This is a genomic window from Nonomuraea muscovyensis, assembly GCF_014207745.1.
GTDB classification, from domain to species: domain Bacteria; phylum Actinomycetota; class Actinomycetes; order Streptosporangiales; family Streptosporangiaceae; genus Nonomuraea; species Nonomuraea muscovyensis.
Map to the genome: position 1 here is coordinate 3,193,133 of NZ_JACHJB010000002.1, position 16,560 is coordinate 3,209,692.

General features: G+C 68.3%; 16 protein-coding genes, 1 tRNA gene and 3 pseudogenes. 9 read left to right on the forward strand and 11 right to left on the reverse strand.

The annotated features are described in order from the left end of the window. Positions 1-110 precede the first annotated feature (110 nt). Complete coding sequence (locus FHU36_RS31455) at positions 111-1,673, forward strand: ABC transporter substrate-binding protein (RefSeq protein ID WP_185087361.1); 1,563 nt, start codon at positions 111-113, stop codon at positions 1,671-1,673. Here the strand turns inward: FHU36_RS31455 and FHU36_RS31460 are convergent. Next, positions 1,649-1,816, reverse strand: coding sequence for a hypothetical protein (locus tag FHU36_RS31460; RefSeq protein WP_185087362.1), 168 nt, complete (start codon positions 1,814-1,816; stop codon positions 1,649-1,651). The genes FHU36_RS31455 and FHU36_RS31460 overlap by 25 nt on opposite strands. 21 nt (positions 1,817-1,837) lie before the next feature. Between FHU36_RS31460 and FHU36_RS31465 the strand changes: the two genes are divergently transcribed. Continuing rightward, positions 1,838-2,512, forward strand: coding sequence for a hypothetical protein (locus tag FHU36_RS31465; protein ID WP_221497037.1), 675 nt, complete (start codon positions 1,838-1,840; stop codon positions 2,510-2,512). Between the two features lie 78 nt (positions 2,513-2,590). Here the strand turns inward: FHU36_RS31465 and FHU36_RS31470 are convergent, their stop codons facing one another. Further along, entirely contained in the window at positions 2,591-3,532 is a 942-nt protein-coding gene (locus FHU36_RS31470) for a cobalamin biosynthesis protein (RefSeq protein WP_376774166.1), read from the reverse strand. Continuing rightward, positions 3,516-4,298 (reverse strand): phosphotransferase, encoded by a 783-nt coding sequence (locus FHU36_RS31475; RefSeq protein WP_185087364.1) that lies wholly within the window; start codon positions 4,296-4,298, stop codon positions 3,516-3,518. The genes FHU36_RS31470 and FHU36_RS31475 overlap by 17 nt, the downstream gene beginning before the upstream one ends. 153 nt (positions 4,299-4,451) lie before the next feature. Here FHU36_RS31475 and FHU36_RS31480 point away from each other — a divergent pair. Beyond that, a tRNA-Arg gene (locus FHU36_RS31480) sits at positions 4,452-4,525 on the forward strand. Between the two features lie 279 nt (positions 4,526-4,804). On the opposite strand, the gene FHU36_RS45065 is transcribed toward FHU36_RS31480, so the two are convergent. After that, a complete protein-coding gene (locus tag FHU36_RS45065) occupies positions 4,805-5,233 on the reverse strand; it encodes a site-specific integrase (protein WP_246503018.1) in 429 nt (142 codons plus the stop codon). A gap of 79 nt (positions 5,234-5,312) precedes the next feature. Continuing rightward, positions 5,313-5,474: pseudogene (locus FHU36_RS46960) on the reverse strand (Tn3 family transposase); the annotation flags it as partial. Between the two features lie 110 nt (positions 5,475-5,584). On the opposite strand from FHU36_RS46960, the gene FHU36_RS31490 reads away from it, so the two are divergent. Then, positions 5,585-5,734, forward strand: a complete 150-nt coding sequence (locus FHU36_RS31490; RefSeq protein ID WP_185087366.1) for a recombinase family protein — start codon at positions 5,585-5,587, stop codon at positions 5,732-5,734. Between the two features lie 200 nt (positions 5,735-5,934). Here the strand turns inward: FHU36_RS31490 and FHU36_RS31495 are convergent, their stop codons facing one another. The 4 genes from FHU36_RS31495 to FHU36_RS31510 all read right to left on the reverse strand — a co-directional run bounded on the left by FHU36_RS31495 (position 5,935) and on the right by FHU36_RS31510 (position 9,934). Next, entirely contained in the window at positions 5,935-7,119 is a 1,185-nt protein-coding gene (locus tag FHU36_RS31495; protein ID WP_185087367.1) for a serine hydrolase domain-containing protein, read from the reverse strand. 47 nt (positions 7,120-7,166) lie between these two features. Further along, positions 7,167-7,571, reverse strand: coding sequence for a hypothetical protein (locus tag FHU36_RS31500; RefSeq protein WP_185087368.1), 405 nt, complete (start codon positions 7,569-7,571; stop codon positions 7,167-7,169). A gap of 428 nt (positions 7,572-7,999) precedes the next feature. After that, complete coding sequence (locus tag FHU36_RS31505; RefSeq protein ID WP_312891949.1) at positions 8,000-9,445, reverse strand: MFS transporter; 1,446 nt, start codon at positions 9,443-9,445, stop codon at positions 8,000-8,002. A gap of 114 nt (positions 9,446-9,559) precedes the next feature. Continuing rightward, positions 9,560-9,934 carry a VOC family protein gene (locus tag FHU36_RS31510; RefSeq protein ID WP_185087370.1) on the reverse strand — a complete coding sequence of 125 codons (375 nt, stop codon included), beginning with the start codon at positions 9,932-9,934 and terminating at the stop codon, positions 9,560-9,562. A 102-nt stretch (positions 9,935-10,036) separates the two neighbouring features. On the opposite strand from FHU36_RS31510, the gene FHU36_RS31515 reads away from it, so the two are divergent. The 3 genes from FHU36_RS31515 (at position 10,037) to FHU36_RS31525 (ending at position 13,140) form a co-directional block, all read left to right on the forward strand. After that, positions 10,037-10,498 (forward strand): type 2 periplasmic-binding domain-containing protein, encoded by a 462-nt coding sequence (locus FHU36_RS31515; RefSeq protein WP_185087371.1) that lies wholly within the window; start codon positions 10,037-10,039, stop codon positions 10,496-10,498. 272 nt (positions 10,499-10,770) lie between these two features. Further along, positions 10,771-12,057, forward strand: coding sequence for an MFS transporter (locus FHU36_RS31520; RefSeq protein WP_281394482.1), 1,287 nt, complete (start codon positions 10,771-10,773; stop codon positions 12,055-12,057). A gap of 195 nt (positions 12,058-12,252) precedes the next feature. Beyond that, positions 12,253-13,140 (forward strand): LysR family transcriptional regulator, encoded by an 888-nt coding sequence (locus FHU36_RS31525; RefSeq protein ID WP_185087372.1) that lies wholly within the window; start codon positions 12,253-12,255, stop codon positions 13,138-13,140. 257 nt (positions 13,141-13,397) lie between these two features. On the opposite strand, the pseudogene FHU36_RS43830 reads toward FHU36_RS31525, so the two are convergent. Beyond that, positions 13,398-13,619 (reverse strand): annotated as a pseudogene (locus FHU36_RS43830) (ADP-ribosylglycohydrolase family protein); the annotation flags it as partial. 197 nt (positions 13,620-13,816) lie between these two features. On the opposite strand from FHU36_RS43830, the gene FHU36_RS31530 reads away from it, so the two are divergent. Continuing rightward, a complete protein-coding gene (locus FHU36_RS31530; protein WP_185087373.1) occupies positions 13,817-14,434 on the forward strand; it encodes a transposase in 618 nt (205 codons plus the stop codon). Between the two features lie 195 nt (positions 14,435-14,629). Next, positions 14,630-14,968: a beta/gamma crystallin domain-containing protein gene (locus FHU36_RS31535; RefSeq protein ID WP_185087374.1), complete on the forward strand. Its 339-nt coding sequence runs from the start codon at positions 14,630-14,632 to the stop codon at positions 14,966-14,968. Positions 14,969-15,261: 293 nt separating this feature from the next. Here the strand turns inward: FHU36_RS31535 and FHU36_RS31540 are convergent. Beyond that, positions 15,262-16,504, reverse strand: a pseudogene (locus FHU36_RS31540) (IS256 family transposase). Between the last annotated feature and the right edge of the window lie 56 nt (positions 16,505-16,560).

A 16,560-nucleotide genomic window follows, 5' to 3' on the forward strand; every position in this document is an offset into this window, starting at 1 on the left:
GAGAATAGCAATTCGATCTCTGGAAGTCCTAATTTTTCGGGACTTTTGAGCTTGTGGCGTTGATCATCTAGTAGGTTTCCGGCGTACGTCCATCACAGAGGGAGAGAGCGTTGCGCCGTCGACTCGCAGCGGCCGCCGCCTTGCTGCTCTCCCTCGCGGCGTGTTCGGCCCCCGCCCAGGTACAGCAGGCCCCCCGCGGCGAGTCGGCGTTCGTCATCGTGCAGAACCTGGACGTCGTCACCGACTGGGACCCCGCCACCTCCTACTCCAACGAGATCATCGCCTTCCAGAACGTCTACGAGACCCTCACCTTCTGGAACCCGGTGACCGGCAAGGCCGCCCCCCGGCTCGCCACGTCCTGGCGGTCGTCGGCCGACGGCCGGTCGTGGACGTTCACCCTCCGCCCCGGCGTCACCTTCCACACCGGCAGACCCCTCGACGCGTCGGCCGTCAAGGCGTCGATCGAGCGCACGATGAAGCTCGGCGGCGGCGCCGCCTACATCTGGGACGCCGTCTCCGGCATCAGGGCCGAGGACCCGGTCACCGTCACCTTCTCGCTGAAGTACGCCGTACCGCTCGACCTGGTCGCCTCCGCCGGCTACGCCGCCTACGTCTACGACACCCGGGCCGCCGGCGACCTGCGCGGCTGGCTCCGGGGCGGCAGGGACGCCGGCTCCGGGCCGTACACCGTGGCGTCCTGGAGCAAGGGCAAGGAGGACGAGCTCACCCTGCGGGCCTACGACGGCTACTGGGGCGGGTGGGCCGGCCCGCACTACCGGACGGTCAAGTACCGCGTCGTGCCCGACCCGGACCGCGCCTGGCGGATGCTGCTGCGCGGCGAGGCCGGGTTCGTCGAACGCCTCAACCCCCGCCTGTACGCCCGGGCCACGAGGACGCCGGGCGTGCGCACCTCGCAGCGGCCGTCGTTCCAGACCGCGATGCTGCTGTTCAACACCGCGAGCGGGCCGATGGCCGACGTGCGGGTACGGCGCGCGGTGCAGAAGGCCGTCGACTACCGCGGCATCGTCAAGATGCTCAGGGGCGCCGTCTCACCCGCCAGCGGCATCGTGCCCGAGGGCCTGATCGGGCACGTCCCCGACCGGGTGCCGAGGCAGGACCTCGCGGGCGCCGAGCGGCTGCTCCGGCGCGCGGGGTACGGCCCCGGCGGCAGGCCGCTGCGGCTGAGCGTCACCTACGCCGAGGGCGACACCGACCAGCGGCTGCTCGTCAACCGGCTGGCCATTGCGCTCAAGCCGCTCAACGTCACACTGGAGATCCAGGCCATGCCGTGGACCGCCCAGTGGGACCGCGGCAAGAAGCGCGGCCAGGACGTCTTCGTCATGTACTGGTGGCCCGACTACGCCGACGGCTACTCGTGGTTCGGCAACGTCTTCCGCAGCCAGAACCCGACCGTCTTCAACCTGACCTACCTCAAGGACCCGGCCACCGACACGCTCATCGACACGCTGCCCCAGCTCACCGTCAGCGACCGGACCGCCGCCGAGCGCGCCTTCGCCGAGGCCACCGACCGCGTGCTCGACCGGCACGCCGCCGCGGCGCTGCCCTGGGTGGTCAACTACCAGCGGGCCTACCTCGGCGGGGTCCAGGGCTACGACGACAACCCGGCCTATCCGGACGTGGTCTTCGTCTACGGGTTGCGGCCCTCGGGCTGACGCTCCTCCAGGCGCTCGCGCAGCCGTACCCTGATCTCCTCGGGGGTGTAGGCGCGACGGCGCCGCTCCGCCCGCGCGATCGCCACGCCCGTCGCCGCGACCCCCGCCACCCCGGCCAGCCCGAGTATCTTCCACCAACGCATGTGCCTAGGCTAGCGAGCGTGCTGACTCTCGATGAGGCCGTCGAGCTGACCCGGACCGGAGACCTGTGGGTGTTCCGGGGCCGCTCCGTGCCCGACCGCGCGATCCAGACGATGACCAACAGCCCGGTCAACCACGTGGGCATGGCCATCGTCGTCGAGGACCTGCCGCCGATGATGTGGCACGCAGAGCTCGGCAAGTCGCTGCTCGACCTGTGGTCGGGCACCCACCGGCGCGGCGTGCAACTGCACGACCTGCGCGACGCGGTGACGGTGTGGGCCAACCGCTACGGCCAGCGCGGCTGGCTGCGCCAGCTCGAACCCCAGGCCACGCCCGAGATGGAGGACGCCGCGCTGCGCACGGTCGCCCGGCTGGACGGCACCCCGTTCCCCAGCACGGCCCGCCTGGCCGCCCGCTGGGCGCGCGGCCGCGTCCCCAAGGTGCGTCTCCCGCTGCGGCTTCCGCTGCGGCTTCCCCTGGCGCGTCGCCAGGCGGAGGAGCGCGCCCTGGAGAGCGCCTACTGCGCCGAGGTCGTCGCCCTCACCTACGAGGAGATGGGCCTGCTGCCCGCCGGTCGCCGGCCCAACTGGTACGACCCGGGCAGGTTCTGGAGCGGCGACTCCCTCGACCTGCTGGGCGGCCACAAGCTCGGCAACGAGATCACCGTGGGAGTGGAGCGCTCCGGCCCGGCGGCATGACGTCGTTCACTCCCGCTCCCCCACCGCTTCCTGACCCTTCCCGGCGGCCTGCGTCCCGTGCCGCCCGGACGACCCCGCCTACCGGCGCCTGCCGAGAGACCAGGCGGCGGCCACCGCGAGGCCGGCCGCGGCCAGGCTCACCACCCGGGTGAGCCGCACCGCCCGACGGATGTCCCGCACCTCCGGCTTGCGGCCGTCGCCCATCTCGGGACGGTGCTCGGTGCGGCCCGCGTAGACGTTCACGCCGCCCAGCGTGACGTCCAGCGCTCCGGCGAACGCCGCCTCGCACCGGCCCGCGTTCGGGCTGGGGTGCCGGTGGCCGTCCCTGGCGAGCACGGCCAGCGCCCGGCGCCGGTCGGGGGCGGCGGCCACGGTCAGCAGGCCCGTGATCTGGGCCGGGACGAAGTTCGCCACGTCGTCCAGCCGCGCCGCCGCCCAGCCGAATCTCTCGTACCGGGGCGAACGGTGCCCCACCATCGCGTCCAGCGTGTTGATCGCCCGGTAGGCCAGCAGGCCCGGGACACCGGCCAGCGCCCCCCAGAAGAGCGGCGCCACGACGGCGTCGGAGGTGTTCTCGGCCAGCGACTCCACGGTGGCGCGGGCCAGCTCGGGCGCCTCCAGCGCCGACGGGTCACGCCCGCACAGGTGAGGCAGCCTGGCCCGGGCCCGGGCCAGGTCGCCGCCCTCCAGCGCTCCGGCCAGGTACGCGCCCTCCCGGGCGAGGGTGGTGCCGCCCAGCACCGCCCAGGTGGCCGCGGCGGTCAGCGCGGCGTGCGCCACGGGATGCCGTACGCGCTCGGCCGCCAGGCCTATCCCGGTGGCGCCGCCCACGCACACGAGCACGTGGAGCACGCCGTTCGGGCGCGCGTCACCGTACAGGCGCCGCTCGACCCCGGCGGCCGCCCGGCCGAACAACGCGACGGGATGCCCGGCGCGGGGATCGGCGATGAGCGCGTCGAGCAGCACCCCGGCCGCGACGCCCGCGGCCCGCGAGCGGGCCCGCTCAGACCAGATGGACACGGAGCTCCTCCTCGTGCGTGTCCAGCCACGCGGCGGCCCGGCGGATGCGCTGCCCGGCGCCCTGCGCCCACATCCTGGCCCAGCCGCCGCCGGTCGCCGCCCGGGTGCGCATCACGTCGTACGAACGGTGGAAGCGCAGCCGGGCCAGCTCCAGCAGCCGCCGCCGGTCGCGGGGCGGCACGCCGTACGCGTCGCAGAACAACCGCAGCCGCGCGCCCACGTCCAGCCCGCGCAACAGCGGATGACGGTCGACCGGGTCGGCGATGGGCGCCCAGTGGCGCAGCGCGGTGACCACGTCGAACAGCCGCGTCGTCGGCCGCGCCAGGTCGAAGTCGATCAGCGCGGCGGCCCGGCCGTCCCGGAACACCACGTTGTCCGGCGTCACGTCGCAGTGCCCGACGACCTCCGGCGGCGCGTCGTCGTTCGACCCGGCCTGCCACCCGCCCCGCGCCAGCGGGAACCCGGCGGTCGCGCCGTGGAAGTCCCGCAGCAGCCCCGCCACGCCCGCCAGCGCGTCGTCCGTGACGACCGCCGCCCGCAACCCCGTCGTCCCCGGCAGGTACGTGAGAATCTCCCGCCCCAGCTCGTCCACACCCACCACACGCGGCGCCCCCTCGAAACCAGCGGCTTCGAGATGGCGGAGCAGGGCGTGCACGGCAGGGGTGAACGGGCCGACGGGCCTGCGCACGGTGTCACCGACACGCACCACCCCGTCTGTCACGTCCCCGCCCTGAAGAGGGATCTCATGGAGGAGCGTCGCGACCATGCCAAGACACCTTAGCCCCATATGTACGGCCCTCGCCTGGCGTTTCCGCCGACCGTAACCCCCCGTACACCGACCGGCTCCGCGCGCGTGGCACGCTGTCCCGGTGAAAACGTGTGCGTGACACGTCGCCGGATCATGCACAATAAGGCGGGAGCGCCCTTAGCTCAGCTGGATAGAGCACCGGACTTCTAATCCGACGGTCGCAGGTTCGAATCCTGCAGGGCGCGCTTTGATCATGGTCTTGACCTGCGAAAACGCATGCCACGACATTCTTGCAGAACATTGTTCTGGCCCATCCGTGCTCCTACCGTGCTCGTCCGTACCAACCCTGTACACACCATGATCACCATGCAGTTCATCACCGCGCTCATCACCCCTGCCACATGACGAACGGCCCCGTTCCGCCGCGATTCCAGCGGAGCGAAGCCGTCATCTCCCCGGCCGAGCCTCTCCCTCTCGCTACACGCGAAGCTGCCGCAGAACGCCGCGGCCCTCCTCGCCATCGCCTAGCAACAACGCCGCGGTCTTCTCCGCCGCCGCCATCGCCACCTGCGGGAAAACCGACGTGTAGGTGTCGGCAGCGCGATGGTGCGCATCGAGGCATCGGTCTTGGGCCTGCCCTCGTGAATCTGCCCCGCCAACTGCACCAACTGCCAGGCGATACGCGCGGATCCCTCGTCGAGATCGACGTCCTTCCAACGCAGCCCGCACGCCTCCCCGCGTCGTAGCCCTCGAAGCGTGATCAGCCGATACAAGGCGAACAGCCGATGCCTCCTGGCCTCCTCCAGAAACAGCCGGGTCTGCTCCGGCGTCCACACCATACGGATCGACTGCGCGGAGGGCCGGAACTCCTTGGCCGGTTCCTCCGGCGTCCGTCCCGCGCGCACCAGCTCCACCATCTGCCGACGAAACTCCGGCGGATAGTTGTTCGGCACAGCAGACTCCTTCTTCCGGGAACCAGGGTTCCCCAGAGATCAGGTGTCCACCAAACCGGGTCAACTCCGGGAAACGCTGCCCGTCCGAGCTTGACATGGTGCCGCCGCCGAACACCTTCGACAGATCCAGCCCGTGGTCGTGGTTGACGATGCAGGTGTTGGCCTCGCGCAGCGTCTCCTCCGGCACGCACCACTCCTGCGTCCAGCGCGGCACGTCATACGGGATGCGGCAGGCCTCCACATCCTGGACAACGCCAAATTCGTGGCGTTGGCGCTGAGCACCGTGAGGATGTTGCGCTTGAGATCGACCGACCGGGCCTGCTTACGGCCGCCGGTGCCCGCGCCTCCACCGTGCGCCAGTCACTCGACACCCGGACCGACGCGCTCAAGGCCGCAGGCATCACCCGCATCTTCACCGAGAAGATCTCCACCCGCGCCACCGTCCGCCCCGAACTTGATCGGATTGCTCGCCGTCCTGCGGCTTACACCGTCTCCGCTTGATTGCCTATCGGGACGTTCCTCAACCTTCTCGGCCCGGCGTCCGCGCCTGTGGACCGGCCACGCCGAGCTCAGCGAGCTCGGCGTGGCCCGGTTCGCGCGCTACCTGACGCACAACCGGAAGGAGTCCACCCTCAAGGCGTACGGTCCGGGGTGCCCGGACCCGTCTACTGAGCCGGCTCGGCCTGGTCAGCCGAACCGGCCTACCCGTCGCAGAACGCCTGCTTGACGAGCGTGTCCGTGAGCTTCTGGAAGTCCTTGGCCGGGCCTCTGGTCGCCTCGTCGACCCAGGTCACTGAGGCGGTCAGGGTCGTCTTGCCGTCGGGCGAGCTGTACATCAGCGTGCCGTAGCCGTGCGGGGGGCTGCCGTTGTGCTGGTAGACGGTGCCGCAGTTCGGGCCCAGGTCCTGCACGAACAGTCCGAGGCCGTAGCCCATCTTCGGGTGCGGCTTGCGCATCTCGGTCAGCAGCGGGGCCGGCAGGAGCTTGCCGCTGTTCAGCGCGGAGATGAACGTGTGGAGATCCTGCGTGGTGGAGATCAGGTCTCCGGCGCCGGCCAGCAGGGACAGGTTCTGGCGGGAGATGTCGACCGTCTTCCACTTACCGGCGGCGTCCTTGATGCGGTAGTAGCCGTGGGCGTGCGGCCCGGGGAGTTGCGTCCGGTCGCCCGGCACCACGGTGGCCGTCATCCCGAGCGGCCGCAGGATCCGCCGCTTCATCTCCTCGGCGTAGGAGCGGCCGCTGACCTTCTCGATCAGCAGCAGGGCCAGTGTGTAGTTGGTGTTGGTGTACTTCTGGTCCGTGCCCGGCTCGAACCGCGGCGTCTTGGACAGCGCCAGCCGGATCAGTTCCTCGGGTTGGTAGCTGCGGAAGCGGTCGGCCAGCCAGGCGTCGCCGTTGGCGGTGATGCCCGGCACCCACTTCCCGTCAGGGTCGGAATCGCCGGTGTAGTTGAACAGCCCGCTGGTGTGCTGCAGCAGCATCCGCACCGTGATGCGCCGGTCCAGCCCGAACTCGGGCAGGTAGTCGGCCACTGGAACGTCCAGCCCGATCTTGCCCTCGGCCACCAGCTGCAACACCAGCGTCGCGGTGAAGGGCTTGATGACGCTGCCCGTCCAGAACCGCCCGTTCGTCGGCGGCTTGGCGCTCTGGCCCAGCTTGCGCACCCCGGCGCTGCCGGCCCAGTCGCCCTGCTCATCGTGCACCCGCAGCTGCATCCCGGAGAAACCGGCATCGACGAACGCCTGCATGGCCTTCTGCAACTCCGGACGATCCGGCCCGGCAGCCGATGCCGCGGGGGCGCCTGCTCCGGTCAGCAGCGCGGCTGCCAGCGTCGGCACAGCCACGCGCCGCAGGACCTTGATCGCGGATGGGGGTTGGGTTGTCATGCTTCCTCTTCTCTAGTGTCACGCTCAGGGGGCAAAGGGGTTTGCGGTCAAGCGGCGTCCAGGGCCTCGGTGATCTTGCGGATCATCTCGGCCATGGTGGGGCTGGGCTGGCCCTGGTGGGTGCGGGCGGCGGCTTCGATGGCGACGGTGACGGTGCCGCGGAAGTTGTCGGCCTCGGCCGGGTCCTGCTGCTTGAGCAGGCTCACGCTCGCGGTCAGGGCGGGCAGCACCTGGTCGGCGAGTTCGGCGACGGTCTTGCCGTACTTCACGCCCTTGGGCGCCTTGCTGAGCACATGCCCGACCGGGCCGGTGGCGGAGGTCAACGCGATGGAGCCGTGGGTGGCGACCTTGTGGGCCGACTCGGCGATGCCGGCGGCGGACATCAGCGAGACGGCGCCCCACGCGGCGAGGCGGAGGGTGAGCTTGTCCTGGTCGGTAAGGGTGATGGACATGATGGTGAGCTCCTATACATCTGTTACGAAATTCAAATTGAACGGACGGATGGTGGACTGTGGTCCTCTTGGTGACCGAGGTATCTGGGTTGCTCAGGTCGGGTCGCCCGAATGGATCTCACCCAGCCTTGAGGCCGCAATCGCTGAACCGTTCATGGCATCCACGATCGCCGACCGCTCTGATATGGGGCGGTTGCCGTCCTGACGCGGCCGCTGACACGACACCGCATGGTCGACCGCGGGCGCGAGGGCCGGTCAGCTAGGTCGAGGACGTCCGTGAGGGTTCAGTGGCGGGCGGGATGAGCGGCAGGAGTGGATGCTGCGGCTGGAACATGAGCCAGCTCCTCAGCCACGTCTGTGGCGACCTGGTCTGCTCGGCCGCGCATCGGCACCAGGTCTACTCCGGCGATCTGCTCCAGTGAGCGGCTTCAGTGAGTGACACTGACCGGGGTCTGCTGCTGGATCAAGGAGGCGGCGTGGGCGCCGATCTTGCGGCCGCGCAACAGGAGCAGAGCCAGTACGGCGGCGCCGAGCACCCCGGCCGCAGCGCCGAGGAAGGCGGTGGACATGGCGGCGTCGTAGGCCTGGCGTGCGGCTGCGGCCAGAGACGGGTCGGCCACGGCGGCGGCTACGGAGCGGCGGGCCTCATCCGGTGCGGTGGCCGGCATGGCCGAGGTGTAGCTGCTGGTGGCCAGGCTGCCCAGGATGGCCACGCCGAGGGCGGCGCCGGCCTGCTGGATGGTGTCGTTCAAAGCCGAACCGACACCGGCCTGCTCGGTCGGAACAGCGCTCATCAGCGCGGCGATCGCCGTGGGCCCGGCCAGGCCGCTGCCAGCGCCCGCCACGACCTGGGCGATGGCCAGCATCGTGAAGCTGTCGGGGGAGGAGAAGCCGAGCAGGGCGAAGCCGGCGGCCATCACGATCATGCCGAGGACTGCGGTGGCGCGGTTGCCGAGCTTGCTGCCCAGGCCGGCGCCGATGCCGTTGAAGACGATCGAGGCGATGAACATGGGGATGAAGGCGAGCCCGGCCTGGGTGGGGGTGTAGCCGAGGACGAACTGCATGTACTGGGTCAGCACCAGCAGCATGCCGCCGCTGCCGATCTGGACGAGGGTGAGCGACAGGCTGCCGCCGGCGAAGTCGCGGTCGCGGAAGAGCTGGAGCGGCACCATCGGGTGCTCGGTGCGCAGCTCCCAGCCGACGAAGGCGCCGAGGGCGATGACGGCGACGGCCAGCGGGGTCCAGGCGATACCGTGCGCGAGTTCGTTGATCGTCCACACAAGGGCGGACATGCCGATCATGGACAGGACGGCGCCGACGGGGTCGGGCTTGGTCGCCGAGCCCTTGGATTCGGGCATCAGGGTCAAGGCGGCCAGGATGGCCAGGAGCGCGATCGGGACGTTGATCCAGAAGACCGCTTCCCAGCCGAGGGAGGAGATCAGGGCGCCGCCGGCGACGGGGCCGCCGACCAGGCCGAGCACGGCGAAGGCGGCCCCGGCGGCCATGGCCTTGCGCCGTTCGGCCTCGTCGGGGAAGACGACCATCAGGATCGACAGGGTGTTGGGCATGATCATCGCGCCCCCGACGCCCATCGCGACGCGGGCGGCGATCAGCTGGCCGGGGTCGGTGGCGAGGGTGGCGGCCGCGGAGGCGGCGCCGAACAGCGTCAGGCCGATGACCATGAGCTTGCGCCGGCCGTACCGGTCGGACAGCGATCCGGCGGTGAGCAGCAGGCCGGCGAAGACCAGCATGTAGGACTCCAGGATCCACTGGATGTCCTGCGAGCTGGCGCCCAGATCGGCGGCCAGGGCGGGTACGGCGACGGTGAGTGCCATGTTGTCGATGACCACCACCAGGGTGCTCAGACAGAGCACGATCAGGATCAGCCATCGACGAGGATGCGGTTGCATACTTTTAGCCTCTATTCATATACAGAGAGTGATCGACCGTGGGCGGCGGCGTCCTAGCGCCATCCCAAAGGGGGTGGATCAGGCGCCGCTGGGTGCGATCCATTCGGTCAGCTCGACGACGATGCCGTTGGGGTCGGTCATGCGCATCAGCCGCTCACCCCACGGGTTGCGCTCCAGCCGCCTGGTGATGGGTGCGTCCTCGGCGCCCAGGCGCGTGTATTCCTTGGCCAGATCGGTGACCGCGAACGTCACCACCGGCTGAGCGATCCGCTCTTGCGGTAGTTCGAGGTCGCGCTGGTGCAGCAGGATGTCGGCGGCTGCATCGTCGCGGCTCAGCCAGGTGAAATCCGGGGTGTCGAGCACCTCGCGGAAGCCCAGATGGGTGGTGAAGAAGTGGCGGGAGCCTGCCAGATCATCGACGGTGAAGACGACTGTTGAGGCGACGATGTTCATGTTTCTGCTCGTATGCGGCCGCTATCCATGATTTCCCTTCTATGTGGTGTTTCGTCCTAGATCAAGGTTGCCGGTATGGCCTAGCCGGGGCAATGCCGGATCGTGCAACGCCGCGTTAACCGCGGACTTCACGCCGGGCAGGACACGCGGGAGATCCGCGACATCGAGATCTTCCTGACGCCGGCCGAGGAGCTGCATGTCGGCCGTACGGCGGAGCGGCTGCATGTGTCCGTGGCGCGCCGGCCAGGCGATCAAGAAGCAGGTACGCAACGTCGGCGCCCCCTCTTCGAGTGCACCAGCCGAGCCGTACGGCTCACACCGGTCGGCGAACACCTTCGCCAGGACCTCCGGCCGGTCTACGAAGGGCTTCCCATCAGCATGGATCGGGCCCGATCAGCCGCTCAGGGGAAGACCGACGTGCTGCGCATCGGCATGGTCGGCAACATCACGACAGTTGACGAGGGCCATGGACGGTTGCTTCTGGATCGCCTGGGTGACACGGGCGGCGATACGGCTGGACTGCAGCTCCTCAGCCAAGGTCAGGAAGATCTCGATGTCCCGTAGCTCCATAATTCCCATTTCGCCCATCTGTGCCACATGTGGGGGGAGGTCTGGCATATCGGGCCAAGAGGGACACAGGCGAGTAACCGGACCTCTTCGGTCGCCCCTGAGGGCTATCGGGTAGTCGACGAAAGGCGAGAAGCAGTTCAGCACTGCTACTCTGATTTGTGAGAGATGAGAATAGCGCTTCCGAGAGCAGCCCAGAACCGCTTCTCGAGGTCGCGGCCAGCCGCACACCCCCATCGGACACGCCGACCGTACTGCCGGAGAAGAGCCTGTGGCGTAACGGCGACTTCCTCAAGTTCTGGTTCGGCGAGAGCATGTCACTGCTCGGAGCCCAGGTGACCCACCTGGCGCTGCCCCTGACCGCCATCCACGCCTTCAACGCCACCGACGAGCAGGTCGGGGTGCTGCGGTTCCTGCAGCTCGCTCCCTATCTCGGGCTCGCACTGCTGATCGGAGTATGGACCGACCGGGTCCGGCGCAAACCCGTCATGCTCGCCGCCAACCTCATCAGGATGTCTCTGCTCGCTCTCATTCCGGCCCTGTACTGGTGGGACGCGCTGAATCTGGTCACGCTGCTGATCATCGCGTGCGTCGTCGGCGTTGCGTCGGTCCTGTTCGACCTGAGCTGGATGTCCTACGTGCCCACCGTGGTGAAGAGCCCAGCTCACTACGTCGAAGCCAGCGCCAAGATGGGCATCAGCACCTCCGCCGCGGAGGTGGCCGGCCCGGGGGCCGCCGGTGTGATGGTGGCGGCGTTGACCGCGCCGGTGGCGCTTATCGTAGACGCCGTCTCCTATGCGGTGTCCGTGACCTCGTTGCTGCTAATCCGCACGCCCGAGCCACGCCCTCAACCCGCCGCGAAGCGGCATGCCCTGACGGAGCTGCGCGACGGGCTTCGCTGGGTGCTGCGGGACAGAATTCTCCGGGCACTGGCACTGATCGGGTTCTGCTGCAACTTCTCCATGGTCACCGTATGGACCATGTTCCTGCTGTACGGCACGCAAGATCTCCACCTCCCCTCGGCAACCCTCGGCGGCATTTTCGCGACGGCCTCCGTGGGCGGCCTGATCGGCGCGGTGATCTCCAGACGGGTCATCAAACGGTTCCCGCTCGGACGCGTCTACCTGGTGGCCCAGTCGGCGCTGCTCCTGGGCCCGACACTGATCGTCACGGCCGCCGGACCCCAGCCGGTGATGATCGGCATGTTCGTCCTGTCCTTCTTCACGACCTCCCTGGGCCTGGGCGTCGCCGGGGTCATCATCGTCAGCCTGCGCCAGACCAGCACTCCGCAGTCGATGATGGGGCGGATGACCGCGGTGTTCCGCACGCTGCTGTTCGGCGGCGGCGCCCTCGGCGGCCTGTCCGCAGGCCTCCTCGCCGGCCAACTCGGAGCCAAGGGCGCACTGACCGCGGCCGCGATCGGCTCCGCCAGCGTCGTGATCGGACTCATCGTCTCCCCGGTCAGCAGGCTGCACGCCCTGCCGACGGCACCGAAAGAGACCGCCGCGGCGCACGTGCCGCACGCCGGTCAGAGATCTTCGAGCGCCCACCGATGAGCCGCCGACCGTGCGGGTGCCGATCAATCGTCCGGCCAGGTCAAGCCGCGTTTCGGTATTCCTGCAACGGGCGATGAGAACTCTACGCAGATGAGGGGCGACCGCAAGAGAGGTCCGTTTACTCGCCTGCGCCCCCCTTGGCCCGATATGCCAGACTTCCACCCACATGTGGCACAGATAGGCGAAATGGGAATTGTGGAGCTACGGGACATCGAGATCTTCCTGACCTTGGCTGAGGAACTGCACTTCGGCCGTGCCGCCGAGCGACTGCACGTCTCTGTGGCCCGGGTCAGCCAGGCGATCAAGAAGCAGGAACGCGCCATCGGTGCCGAGCTTTTCGCGAGGAACAGCCACAGCGTCCGGCTCACGCGGCTGGGTGAGCAGCTCCGCGATGACCTGCGCCAGCTGCACCAGGGCCTGACGCAGACCTTGGAACGGGCTCGGCTGGCCGCACGCGGCAAGACCGGCACGCTCCGGGTGAGCCTGTTCCCCCTCAACGTCCAGGAGCTGCGCCGCTACTGGGAGACCTTCCGCGCCCGGCACCCGCAGTGGGAGCTGCGCCTGCGGATGTCGGTCTTCCAGGACCCGTTCGCCCAGCTCCGAAACGGAGAGGCCGACATCCTGGTCACCTGGCTGCCCATCGAGGAGCCCGACCTCACCGTGGGTCCGCTGCTGTTCGCCGAGCCGAGGGCGCTGGCCGTGGCTGACGACCATGCGCTCACCCGATGGTCCTCGGTCTCCCTGGAGGCGGTCAGCGACTTCCAGCACGTGGCCATCGATCCTGCGCCCGGCTACTGGACAGACCACTACGTCCCGGAGCTCACCCCCAAGGGCCGGTCGATCGACCGCACCGCCACCTTTTGCAACCTCGAGGACATCTTCATACAAACGGTCCTGGGAGAGACCGTCACCCTCTTCCCGGTCCACATGACCCGGTACTTCCCCCGCCCCGACATCGCCTACCTGCCCGTCAAGGACATGGACGCGCTGCCGTACGGGCCGGTGTGGCTCAGCGCCGCGGAGAACGACATGATCCGCGCCTTCGCCCGCGTCGTCCGCGACCTGGGACCGCTGCCCGGCTGAGACCGTCCACAGCCCTCGTCAACTGTCGTGATGTTGCCGACCATGCCGATGCGCAGCACGTCGGTCTTCCCCTGAGCGGCTGATCGGGCCCGATCCATGCTGATGGGAAGCCCTTCGTAGACCGGCCGGAGGTCCTGGCGAAGGTGTTCGCCAACCGGTGTGAGCCGTACGGCTCGGCTGGTGCACTCGAAGAGGGGGCGCCGACGTTGCGTACCTGCTTCTTGATCGCCTGGCCGGCGCGCCTCGGCTGGGTGGGTGTGGGTCACCTGTGCCGACAGGGTCGCCTCCTGGACGACGTGTGTTAGGTCGTCGGCGAACCAGGCGCCGAGCGGAGCTACGCGCATCGCGGCGCCGTTGCCCCAGGAGCCCTTGCCATCGAACAGTTCGGCCGAACGCGTCCGCCAGTCGCCTCCTTCCCGGACCAGTCGGAGCATCCGGTTCGTGGCTGGGCTGAAGTTGCCCCGGTTCAGTAGACACATCAGGGCTTGCGACTACGCGGCAGCACAGTCGAGATCTTGGGCGTTCCTGAGCGCGTGTCGGCGCTCGTATTCGGCGGGGCTGAAGTAGCCGTTGGCGGAGTGGCGGCGGCGCGGGTTGGAGAACCCTTCGATGTAGCCAAAGTCGAGCCGACCCCGATCGGACTCCGCCCTCACCACGCCGGCCGGTCTCCTGGCTCATGAGCCGCCCCGACGATCTGCCTGCTCACCACCGTCGGCACCTGGAGGAGCTGATTCCCGCCTGCCCGCACCTGACAGCCCTGGCCTCGCGGGTGCGGGAGTTCGCCGCCATCCTCACCCGGCGTCGCGGTCACGACCTCGACGAGTGGATCAGCGCAGTGCGCGCCGATGACCTACCCGCCCTGCGCAGCTTTGCCCCTGGTCTGGAGAAGGACAAACAGGCCGTCATCGCCGGGCTGACCCTGCCCTACAGCAACGGCCCCATGGAAGGTGCCAACACCAAGGTCAAGCTGCTGAAACGCCAGATGTACGGGGGCGCCAGCTTCGCCCTGCTGCGACGACGGATCCTGCTCTCCCAAGCACGCACTGTCACCACCTCATTCGTGCCCAGGGCCGAAGACCGTACAGTCCCCCACGCGAAGATCGACTCATACACCACGTCGTCCATGGACGTGACCCGGGGCCGGGCGCTGCTGCGATGTGGTGAGCGGTCACTGCGCTGGGATGCGCGGGTGGGGTATTTCGTGTGCGGGTGGGATATTTCGTGTGCGGGCGTGCGGCAATCACGTGAGCGGTGGAGGAGCGGGACCTGTTCGCCGATGAGGCGGGAGCGTTGAAGCACGCGTTGGGGAGGTAACCCTTCAGTGGAACGCAGATTGGCACAAATGTGGCGATGCCTGGCGCTTTTATTTCTATAAGAAAGCAGGGCGAGTGATGCAATATTGGAGAGTCGGCAACGCATCGTTCGAGTGCCAGCTGATATCTTCTCAGCCATCGCACATGCGTCCAATGGTCTACGACTGGAGTTTTCCATGCGTAAACGATCAGCAACTCTCGCGGCAGCAGCATTCGCCCTCGGATTCACGGGCCTCACGGCGACACCGGCACTGGCCATCGACAATGTCGTCTGTAGAGACGGGGCCGGGTTCACGGAGATCCACAACGAAAAGCGGCACTGCTTCGCCAACGCAGGCTCGGCAGACGTGTACATCGCAGACGTCTACAAGATCAATGCCGGGAACAACAACATCACCATCATTTACGGGGAATACCCCAACCAGAACCATAATTTCAAGAGCATACAGATCAACAAGTGGGGCGAGGAAACGTTCAACCCACGCATCTTTGTCCAGGATGTCATCATCAAATGACAGGGGCAAGGCACACTGATCACTGCCGCCACTAGCTGAATAGGTTAAGAAGAGAAGCCCTAGGCCCCAGTTCCAGCTGGGGCTTCTCTGTATTTCGCCCGGCCGGCTGGACTTCCCAGCGCTCAAGACGGGAGATGCGTTCGCGGTTCGCACATGCCGTGACAGGGAGAGAGGGCGGGGAACGGGGCCTGGCCGCCGATGAGGCGGGTGCCTAATAGTGATAGCGGTTCCGCCGGGTCACGTCCACAGACGTGGTGTATGAGTCGATCTTCGCGTGATCCTGTTTCTGCAGGTTAAGCGGTAAGTGTCTGTGGGAGTGGGTTCTGCGTGGGTGTGTCGCCGGGAAGAACACGCAGGCGTGCCTTGGCCAGTGCTTCCAGGCCCATGTAGCGGCGTCCTTCGACCCACTCGTCGGTCTGCTCGGCCAGCACCGCGCCGACGAGGCGGATGATGGCGGGACGGTCGGGGAAGATGCCAACCACGTCGGTGCGGCGGCGGATCTCCTTGTTCAGCCGTTCCTGCGGGTTGTTGGACCAGATCTGCGTCCAGATCTCTCGCGGGAAGGCGGCGAAGGCGATCAGGTCGTCGCGGGCGGCGTCCAGGTGTTCGGCTGCGGCGGGATGCTTGGCCTCGAGCGTTTGGACGACCCAGGCGTGCTGGGCGCGCACGGAGGCGGCGTCGGGCTGGTCGAAGATGGTGCGCACCAGCGTGGCGACGAACGGCTGCGCGCTTTTGGGGACGACGGTGAGCAGGTTGCGCAGGTAGTGGGTGCGGCAGCGCTGCCAGGACGCGCCGGGCAGGGTGGCGCCGATGGCGGCCACCAGGCCGGTGTGGGCATCGGAGATGACCAGTTGGACGCCGGGACAGGCCGCGCGCTGTCAGGCCGCGCAGGAAGGCCAGCCATCCGGCGCCGTCTTCGGTGCTCGTCACGTCCAGGCCGAGGATCTCGCGGCGGCCGTCGGCGTTGACAGCGGTGGCGACCAGCACGTGGACGTTGGTGATCCGCCCGGCCTCGCGCACCTTCTGGGTGAGGGCGTCCAGCCACACGAACGTGTAGGGGCCGGCATCGAGCGTGCGGGTGCGGAAGGCTTCGACCTGCTCATCCAGGGTCTTGGCCATCTGTGAGACCTGGCTTTTGGAGATGTTCTTGATGCCGAGTTGCTCGATGAGCTTGTCGACGCGCCGGGTCGAGACGCCGAGCAGATAGGAGGTGGCCACGACGCTGATCAGTGCTTGCTCGGCCCGGCGGCGGCGTTCCAGCAGCCAGTCCGGGAAGTAGGAGCCCTGACGCAGCTTGGGGATGGCCAGCTCGATCGTGCCGGCGCGGGTGTCCCACTCCCGGGCGCGGTAGCCGTTGCGGCTGTTGGTCCGCTCGCTGCTGCGCCGGCCGTAGTCGGCCCCGCACAGGGTGTCGGCCTCGGCCGACATCAACGCCTCGGCCATGGTCTTCACCATGGACCGCAACACGTCGGGGTTGCTTGTCTCGATCTGCCGCGCCAGCCACTGCTCAGGCGTCACACTGTTGTCCACGGCCATCGCTTACTCCTTCGGTCCAGGTCAAACACTCGAAGGATCACGCGATGGCCGTCTTC

Coding starts and splice junctions, on each gene's coding strand:
- FHU36_RS31460 (WP_185087362.1), bottom strand. CDS start 1,816: ATGCGTTGGTGGAAGATACTCGGGCTGGCCGGGGTGGCGGGGGTCGCG.
- FHU36_RS31475 (WP_185087364.1), bottom strand. CDS start 4,298: ATGGTCGCGACGCTCCTCCATGAGATCCCTCTTCAGGGCGGGGACGTG.
- FHU36_RS31495 (WP_185087367.1), bottom strand. CDS start 7,119: ATGACAACCCAACCCCCATCCGCGATCAAGGTCCTGCGGCGCGTGGCT.
- FHU36_RS31500 (WP_185087368.1), bottom strand. CDS start 7,571: ATGTCCATCACCCTTACCGACCAGGACAAGCTCACCCTCCGCCTCGCC.
- FHU36_RS31510 (WP_185087370.1), bottom strand. CDS start 9,934: ATGAACATCGTCGCCTCAACAGTCGTCTTCACCGTCGATGATCTGGCA.
- FHU36_RS31530 (WP_185087373.1), top strand. CDS start 13,817: ATGAGCCGCCCCGACGATCTGCCTGCTCACCACCGTCGGCACCTGGAG.
- FHU36_RS31535 (WP_185087374.1), top strand. CDS start 14,630: ATGCGTAAACGATCAGCAACTCTCGCGGCAGCAGCATTCGCCCTCGGA.